The sequence below is a fragment of the Sulfurimonas sp. genome, assembly GCF_034005705.1.
Classification (GTDB): Bacteria; Campylobacterota; Campylobacteria; order Campylobacterales; family Sulfurimonadaceae; genus Sulfurimonas.
Map to the genome: position 1 here is coordinate 1 of NZ_JAVEUF010000031.1, position 7971 is coordinate 7971.

Consider the following 7971-nt stretch of genomic DNA (forward strand, 5'->3'; position numbering starts at 1 on the left):
AGTTTTTTCAAAGCAATCTGGAGGGTGAGATCGTAGATAAAATTCAAGAGTGTTACGGAGATGCGGACGGCATAATCATAAATCCTGCTGCATACACTCACACATCAATAGCGATCCGCGACGCTATTTCGGCTGTAAATCTTCCTACTATCGAGGTTCACATAAGTAACGTTCATCGCCGTGAAGAGTTTAGAAAGCAGAACATGATAGCAGCGGTATGCTCATCTTCAATTGTAGGTTTTGGACCGTTTGGTTACCACCTTGCTATGGTAGGTATGCTACAGATAATGAATGAGATAAAAGCGGTAAAAGAGATGCAAAAACAACACTCTCAGGCTGCACAGGAAAACTGATTTTATGTATATAAAGCGTAGATTGAGCGGGGATTTAGAGACCTTCAAAAATTTGCGCCACAGTTATGCAGGCAGTGAAAAAAGTTCGCACAGATATTTGGCTACAGTCGGTGTAGGCGGAAACATAGGCGATGTAAAAAGAAGGCTTGAGCACCTTTATATCTCTTTAAAAAAAGATAAAAGGGTGACTCTTTTGCGTACCTCGTTGATATTAAAGAACCCTCCTTTTGGGTTTGCCCAGCAGGATGATTTTTTTAACTCCGTAGCACTTTTAAAAACAAGTATGCAGCCTAGGCTTTTTTTAGACTATCTAATGAGGCTTGAGAAGAGGTTTGCACGCAAAAGAAGCTTTGCAAATGCTCCAAGGACCTTGGATTTGGATATAATTTTTTTTGATAATAGAGTAGTTAAAACACAGAAGCTTCAAATTCCGCATGCAAAGTGGTTTGAGAGAGAGAGCGTGTTGATACCATTAATGGATATACAGAGATGAAGATTTTAACTTTTACCGGAAGAACGCCCTCAGAAGCATTGAAAAAAGCGAAGATGGATGCCAACTATAGTCAAATGCTTCATATAGATACAAAAGAGATACAGAAAAAATCACTCGGCCGTGAGCCTATTTATGAGATAGTGATGGGGATCGAGGGTGATTCCACGTCGCATAGCACATACCAAAAGACAAAGTCTGCGCCAAAAGATGAGAGACCGCTTACCCAAAAAAGTGCAGATGTCCTATATGACATCTCTTATGCGGCAAAGCAGATATCAAAGATAGCAGATGTAAAAGAGCCGATGTATGAGCATCAGGAGAGTAAACCTCAGATGCTTTTTGAGCCAAAAGAGTTAAAAGAGATAAAATCTGAGATCGCAAAGCTAGGCGATAAAGTAAAAGTGATTCAAAATATGTTCTGGGATGAGAAAGCGCCCAATCTTGAGAGTCACATTCCCTCAGAGTTTGCAGAGATATATCGTCTGGCTTCCCAAAGCGGCATGAACAGAGAGCATCTGGACGGCATTATGAGAATGACTCTGGAGCATATGCCTTTTAGAATGAGAGAAAACTCTGCAACCATAAAAAGATATTTTCAGACGCTTCTTAGAAAAATGGTGCCTATCAGGCTTGAGAGCGCTCCATCCATAGGAAATAAAAAGGTTATCATGCTAGTTGGTCCGACTGGTGTGGGCAAGACCACATCGGTGGCAAAACTTGCAGCCAGATACTCATACCTTATGCAAAAAAAGTACAAAGTTGGCTTGGTGGTGCTCGATACATACCGCATAGGCGCCGTTGAGCAGCTGATGCAGTATGCAAGAATGATGAAGCTTGGCATTGAGACTGTAGTCGATCCGATAGACTTTGCAAGCGCGCTTGATTCTCTTAGATATTGTGACTATATACTTATCGATACTATGGGTTCAAGCCCTTATGACAGAACAAAAATAGAAAAAATTTATGAGTGCCTTGACGGCAATGACGTAAAGTACAATATAGATGTAGTTCTGGTAATGCCAAGTTCCATAAAGTACGAAGATCTAAAAGCCACATACGAGAACTTCTCTAGCCTCAATATCGATACCCTGATGTTCACAAAGCTGGATGAGACCAGAGGTTTTGGAAATATATTCTCCCTGGCTTATGAGACAAAAAAACCTATAAGCTACTTTTCTGTCGGACAGGAAGTTCCGGAAGATCTGGTCTGTGCAAGCAGCGACTTTTTGGTTGAATGTTTGTTAAACGGTTTTAACAGGAGCAAAGCATGATGGGACATCAGGCTCAAAAGCTCGAAGAGCTTGTATCTTCAACGGCTGCCAAAAAGTCTAAAAAAACACGCTTTATCGCAGTTACCAGCGGTAAAGGCGGTGTCGGAAAAAGTACTATAAGCTCAAACTTAGCCTATGTACTCTCTCAAAACGGTCTAAATGTCGGTATCTTCGATGCAGATATCGGTCTTGCAAACCTTGATGTAATGTTCAACGTAAAGATCAAGAAGAATATTCTGCATGTTTTAAAGGGAGAGGCAAGTGTCTCTGACATCCTGATCCCAATTACTAGAAATCTTATACTGATCCCCGGTGAGAGCGGAGACGAGATACTAAAGTACTCCGACAAAGCTCTTTTTGAGAGATTTATGAGCGAAGCCGAGGTTCTTGACAAGCTAGATGTAATGATAATAGACACCGGTGCGGGGATCGGGGATCATATAAAGATGTTCCTTGACGCGGCGGATGATGTTATAGTAGTTACGGTTCCGGACCCTGCTGCAATAACGGATGCATACGCAACTATTAAGACTATAGCAACTTTTAGAGATGATATAAATCTCATCATGAATCAGGTAAAGAGTGAAAAAGAGGCGGTGGCCGTTTATGAAAAGATAAAAAAAGTAGCTTTGGCAAATATCGGGGAGAAACTGAACATAAAACTTTTGGGCAAGATAAACAGTGACCTTAAAGTCTCATCTTCTGTTAAACAGAGAGCTCTTTTTAGCGTGATGCACCCGGGCTCGATCGTGCATAAAGATATCCTGTCTATTGCCAATGCGATAAACAAAAATTTGGAACGCGATGTGCTTGTTATGCCTAGCGAAAGCGGATTGTCGGGGCTTTTCAAGCGATTAGTCAAGCACTTTTAAATTTAATTTAAGGCTTTTTTATATGTTGGGTGAGAATTTTATATACTTTTTTACTATTCAGGGCTTTTTTATGGGAATAGTATTTGGTGTATTGAAATCATTTGACGCAGAGGGTCTGTTGGTATATACATTTTTAATAACTACGTTTTTTTATCTATTTTCACATATAATAGTCTCACTATATTACAGAACATCGGTCGGGAAGTTGTACTTCTTTCCAAAAGAGTCACACGAGAAGAGACTTGACATCTTTGCCAATGAGATTAACAAGAGAGAAAAAATTATAGACTCTGCTATAAAGATAACCGATATAGCGGTCAATGCAAACAGCCAAGATAGTGAGAAGAGATCATGATTTCGGCATACACACAGGATTTGAAACACAAAGAAGATGAGCTGGCGATCCAGTATCTGCCTGCGGTAAAAGCAATGGCATTTAGGCTAAAAGAGAGACTTCCTAGCTCTGTTGATTATATGGATCTCTCGGCTATCGGCACCGAGGAGCTTATAAAACTGGCACGCAGGTATGACGAGAGCTTGAACGACTCTTTTTGGGGATATGCCAAAAAGAGAGTCTACGGTGCCATGCTGGACTACTTAAGAAGCCTTGACGTGCTAAGCCGTGCAAGCAGAAAACTTGTAAAAGCTATAGACTATGCGGTAGAAGAGTATAGGGCTGAGCATGACGACGAGCCTACAGATGAGCAGTTGGCAGAGATTTTGGATGAGAGCATAGATAAGATACATGAAGCGCGAATAGCTTCATCTATCTACACCGTTATGCCTCTTGAAGATCAGCTGCAAGTCGGAGATGAGGGATCATCAATTGCAAATATAGAGAGAGAAGAGCTGATAAACAATATTAAGACTGTTCTTGGCCAATACAGTCAAAGAGAGCAGCTGATAATACAGTTTTACTATTTTGAAGAGTTGACGCTTAAAGAGATAAGTGAGATTTTGGATATAACAGAGTCTAGGATCTCTCAGATACATAAGTCCGTTATACATAAAATCAAAGAGAGTGTAGGAGCTTAAGATGGCAGATATACTTTCACAAGAAGAGATAGATGCGTTACTCGATGTTGTCGATGACGAGGGGGATGATGTCCTTGAGGGTGGCGAAGAGGCCTTAATCTCTCAAAGACAGGTTACCCTTTATGATTTTAAGAGACCAAACAGGGTCTCTAAAGAGCAGCTTCGCGCATTTCGCGGGATACATGACAAGATGGCCAGGTCACTGGCGTCTCAGATATCATCTATTATGCGCTCGATCGTCGAGATACAGCTTCACTCTGTAGATCAGATGACGTATGGCGAATTTTTAATGTCGCTTCCAAACCCTACCAGCTTTAACGTATTTTCAATGAAGCCATTAGAGGGCAGCGGAGTTATAGAGATAAATCCATCTATTGCGTTTCCGATGCTTGACCGCCTTTTAGGTGGAAAGGGTGAACCGTTTGATGCAAGCAGAGAGTTTTCAGATATAGAACTAAGCCTTTTTGAGACGATTTTAAGAGTTATGATGGCAACTCTAAAAGAGGCTTGGGGGCCTGTTATGGACATTTTTCCAAATATAGAGTCCAAAGAATCAAGCCCCAACGTTGTGCAGATCGTTGCTCAAAATGAGATTGTCGTCATGGTCGTTATGGAGATTATAATAGGTCAGAGTTCTGGTATGATGAACATATGTTATCCGGTTATTGCTCTAGAGCCTGTTTTGCCAAAACTTGCAAGCAGGGACCTGATGCTAAATGAAACTAGTACAAAAAAGAGCAGAAACACTGAACTTCATGTGCTTTTAGGCGGTGCGAAAGTCGGTATAGAGGCGATGCTTGGTGATGCTGAGCTATCTCTTAGAGATGTTTTGGACCTGCAGAGCGGAGATATCGTAAGGCTTAATAATGCAGCCGATGATATAGTAACGCTCTGCGTTGACGGCAAAGATAGATTTAGAGGCAAAATAGGTCTAAGAAGGTTTAGAAAATCAATTCAGATCACGGAGATAATTGATACCGAAAAAGATGCTGTCAAGCGTGCTTTAGAGAACTTTGAAACTATAAGACGCGAGAAGATCTCAGGCGTTAAGGAGATCATGTTTAACAGCGAAGATAATGAAGATGAAGATTTTGAGTATGAGAAAAAACGCAAAAAAGGGGTAGATGATGAGTGATTTTATGAAACTGTTTGAAGATGAAACGGTAGCAACAATAGAGGCACTGATAGGGCAGGCTCCGTCTCTTGAGCTCAAAGAGGAGCAAGAGTTAAGCATAATATCTAATATCATCCCTCCTATAGTGCTTTTAAACATAACGGTAAGCGGAGATGTAGATGCGTCTGCGATGGTCGCGCTAACGCCAAATCTTGTCACATCGCTATCAGATATGATGATGGGTGAAGAGGCAAGCGAGAGGGAAGATGTAGGCGAAGATGACCTAGACGCCGCAAAAGAGATAGTCTCTAACATATTTGGAGCAATATCAAATACGCTCTCAGCTCAAAAAGAGCTGCCTGTTCTATCGTTTAATATTGAAAAAATTGAGTATATCGGAGAGAACAAAGAGGTCTCTTTGGAGAACTACAGCAAGATGTTCGTATACCACTTCAATATAGAAGATGTAAAATCTCTTTTTATGTTTATAATGGATGAAAATTTGCAAAGTGCGGTATTTAAAACAAGCAAACCTTCAAGCAGCGAAGCGAAATCTGACTCAAACGGCTTTCAAAATTCAATGCCTTCAGTTTCTTTAAATAGTGAAGAGATGAACAATATATCTCTTATTATGGATGTAAAACTTCCGGTAAAAGTTAGAATAGGCAAGAAGAAGATGCTCTTAAAAGATGTTTTAAACATGGACATAGGATCTGTAATAGAGCTTAACCAGCTTGCTAACGACCCTCTTGAGATATTGGTAGATGACCATGTGATAGCTGAGGGTGAAGTGGTCATAGTAGATGGAAACTTTGGAGTTCAGATCACTACGATAGGAACAAAAAGAGAGAGACTGAACCAATTAAGATCATAGAAAACAGAAAGTAGTTTATATGCGTAAAAAAAAAGATGATTTAACAAAAAAATATATTAAAGAGATTAAATCAGCTGATGTCTGGAGTGTTTTTAAGATAGTTGCAGACTTCGTAAAGGGGTTTGACGAACTAGGCGAACTTGGACCGACAGTCACAATGTTTGGAGGCTCCAGGGTCGATAGCGACAACAAGTACTATAAAAAAGCCGAGGAGCTCTCTTCCATGTTGGCAGGCAGAGGTTTTAATGTGATGACGGGCGGCGGTCCCGGAGTTATGGAAGCTGCTAACAAGGGCGCGTTTGGACACAAAGATGTTGAATCTATAGGACTTAATATTGATCTTCCTTTTGAGCAGATTCCAAATAAGTACACTACTACAGACCTGAACTTTGACTACTTTTTCTCCAGAAAAGTTATGTTGGTCAAATACTCCATCGGTTATGTAATTTTCCCTGGCGGATATGGAACTTTGGATGAGCTTTTTGAGGCATTGACGCTTATACAGACAAAAAAGATAACAGGTGTAAAGGTCTTTGTGATCGGAGTTGAGTATTACAAACCGCTGCTTAACTTCATTGAAAAAAAAGTTTTAAAAAACAAAATGATAAGCGAGGGAGACTTTAAACAGATAAGACTTACGGACGATCTGCAGCATGTAGTTGATGAGCTTCAAGCCTCGATAGTCGAGCAGATCAATTTTCTTAGAGATTCAGGGCTTGAAGATACACAATACTCTAAGATGTTAAAAGAGTTTTCTGCAGATAAAGATATCAAAGCATGAAAAATAAAAACTCTCTTAAAAAAGTTCTTGTCGGAATGAGCGGCGGCGTTGATTCTACTATAACCGCTTTGCTTTTAAAAGAGCAGGGGTATGATGTCGAGGGACTTTATATGAAACTCCACTCTAAACCCGGCTATCACGAGATCAATCAGGCAAGAGCGCAAAAAGCCGCCGACTTTGCAGGGATGAAACTGCATGTTCTTGATTTGCAGGAGACTTTTAACAGAGAGGTTTTCCAACCCTTTATAGACACCTATGCAGAGGGAAAAACACCAAATCCGTGCGCACTCTGCAACAGAAGTTTGAAATTTGGAGAGATGGTAAAGTTTGCGGACAGGATCGGGGCTGATTATATAGCCACGGGGCACTATATAAAAACGGACGGAAAATATTTTTACGAAGCGGATGACGATACAAAGGATCAAAGCTATTTTCTCTTTTATGTAGAGAGAACAATTTTACCAAGGCTGCTCTTTCCGCTTGGAGAGAGAAAAAAGAGCGACATTAAAAAACTTGCCGCATCAATAGAAGGGCTTGAATCGTTTGCATCCCAAAGCGAATCTTCAGAGATATGTTTTGTCGATACTACATATACGGATCTGCTAAAAGATTATGTAGAGGTAGACAAAGCGGGTGAGGTTCTCGATAAAGATGGAAATGTGGTCGGCGAGCATAAAGGTTATATGCACTACACAATCGGCAAGAGAAAAGGATTTACGGTTAGAGGAGCTCACGATCCTCACTATGTACTGGGTATCGATGCCGAAAAAAACCAGATAATCGTAGGTAAAAAAGAAGATCTTGCCTGCAGTAGCGTAGTGCTGAACAATTTAAATCTATATACAGATGAAAAAGAGTTTGATACTACCGTAAAACTAAGATATAGAACAAAAGCCGTTCCTTGCCACGTTAAAGTAGAAGAAAACAGAGCTTATGTCACGCTAAAAGAGAGTGTCTTTGGAGTGGCAACAGGACAAGCAGCCGTTTTTTATGATGATAAAAAATTGATAGGCGGGGGCTGGATAGAGGAGAATTAAATACAATTCTGCCTTTAATAAAATTTCTTTGCAAACTCTCTTAAAAATTAAGAAATAAATAAGCGTAACTTCTCTATAATTCCCCTCCACAAAACAAGCGAAGCGAAGTTTCTAGGTGAGCAATAGCGAACTGGAAAACAG

10 protein-coding genes are annotated in these 7971 nt (G+C 40.4%); all 10 read left to right on the forward strand.

Annotated features, from left to right (window positions below; genetic code table 11):
- On the forward strand, positions 1-353 hold a 353-nt coding region (locus RBR61_RS09925), incomplete at its 5' end, for a type II 3-dehydroquinate dehydratase (RefSeq protein ID WP_320344007.1).
- A 4-nt stretch (positions 354-357) separates the two neighbouring features.
- On the forward strand, positions 358-846 hold the full coding sequence (gene folK, locus RBR61_RS09930) for a 2-amino-4-hydroxy-6-hydroxymethyldihydropteridine diphosphokinase (RefSeq protein WP_320344009.1): 489 nt from the start codon (positions 358-360) through the stop codon (positions 844-846).
- Positions 843-2117, forward strand: coding sequence for a flagellar biosynthesis protein FlhF (gene flhF / locus RBR61_RS09935; RefSeq protein WP_320344011.1), 1275 nt, complete (start codon positions 843-845; stop codon positions 2115-2117). The genes folK and flhF overlap by 4 nt, the downstream gene beginning before the upstream one ends.
- On the forward strand, positions 2114-2989 hold the full coding sequence (locus RBR61_RS09940; RefSeq protein WP_320344013.1) for a P-loop NTPase: 876 nt from the start codon (positions 2114-2116) through the stop codon (positions 2987-2989). Before flhF ends, RBR61_RS09940 begins: the two co-directional genes overlap by 4 nt.
- Positions 2990-3059: 70 nt before the next feature.
- The gene (locus tag RBR61_RS09945; RefSeq protein ID WP_320344014.1) at positions 3060-3344 is read left to right on the forward strand and encodes a hypothetical protein; all 285 of its coding nucleotides are present in this window, start codon (positions 3060-3062) and stop codon (positions 3342-3344) included.
- Positions 3341-4024 (forward strand): RNA polymerase sigma factor FliA, encoded by a 684-nt coding sequence (locus RBR61_RS09950; RefSeq protein ID WP_320344015.1) that lies wholly within the window; start codon positions 3341-3343, stop codon positions 4022-4024. The genes RBR61_RS09945 and RBR61_RS09950 overlap by 4 nt, the downstream gene beginning before the upstream one ends.
- A 1-nt stretch (position 4025) precedes the next feature.
- A complete protein-coding gene (gene fliM / locus RBR61_RS09955; RefSeq protein ID WP_320344016.1) occupies positions 4026-5159 on the forward strand; it encodes a flagellar motor switch protein FliM in 1134 nt (377 codons plus the stop codon).
- On the forward strand, positions 5152-6012 hold the full coding sequence (gene fliY, locus RBR61_RS09960) for a flagellar motor switch protein FliY (protein ID WP_320344018.1): 861 nt from the start codon (positions 5152-5154) through the stop codon (positions 6010-6012). The genes fliM and fliY overlap by 8 nt, the downstream gene beginning before the upstream one ends.
- 19 nt (positions 6013-6031) lie before the next feature.
- A complete protein-coding gene (locus RBR61_RS09965; protein WP_320344020.1) occupies positions 6032-6793 on the forward strand; it encodes a TIGR00730 family Rossman fold protein in 762 nt (253 codons plus the stop codon).
- On the forward strand, positions 6790-7830 hold the full coding sequence (mnmA, locus tag RBR61_RS09970) for a tRNA 2-thiouridine(34) synthase MnmA (protein WP_320344021.1): 1041 nt from the start codon (positions 6790-6792) through the stop codon (positions 7828-7830). The genes RBR61_RS09965 and mnmA overlap by 4 nt, the downstream gene beginning before the upstream one ends.
- Positions 7831-7971: the final 141 nt, after the last annotated feature.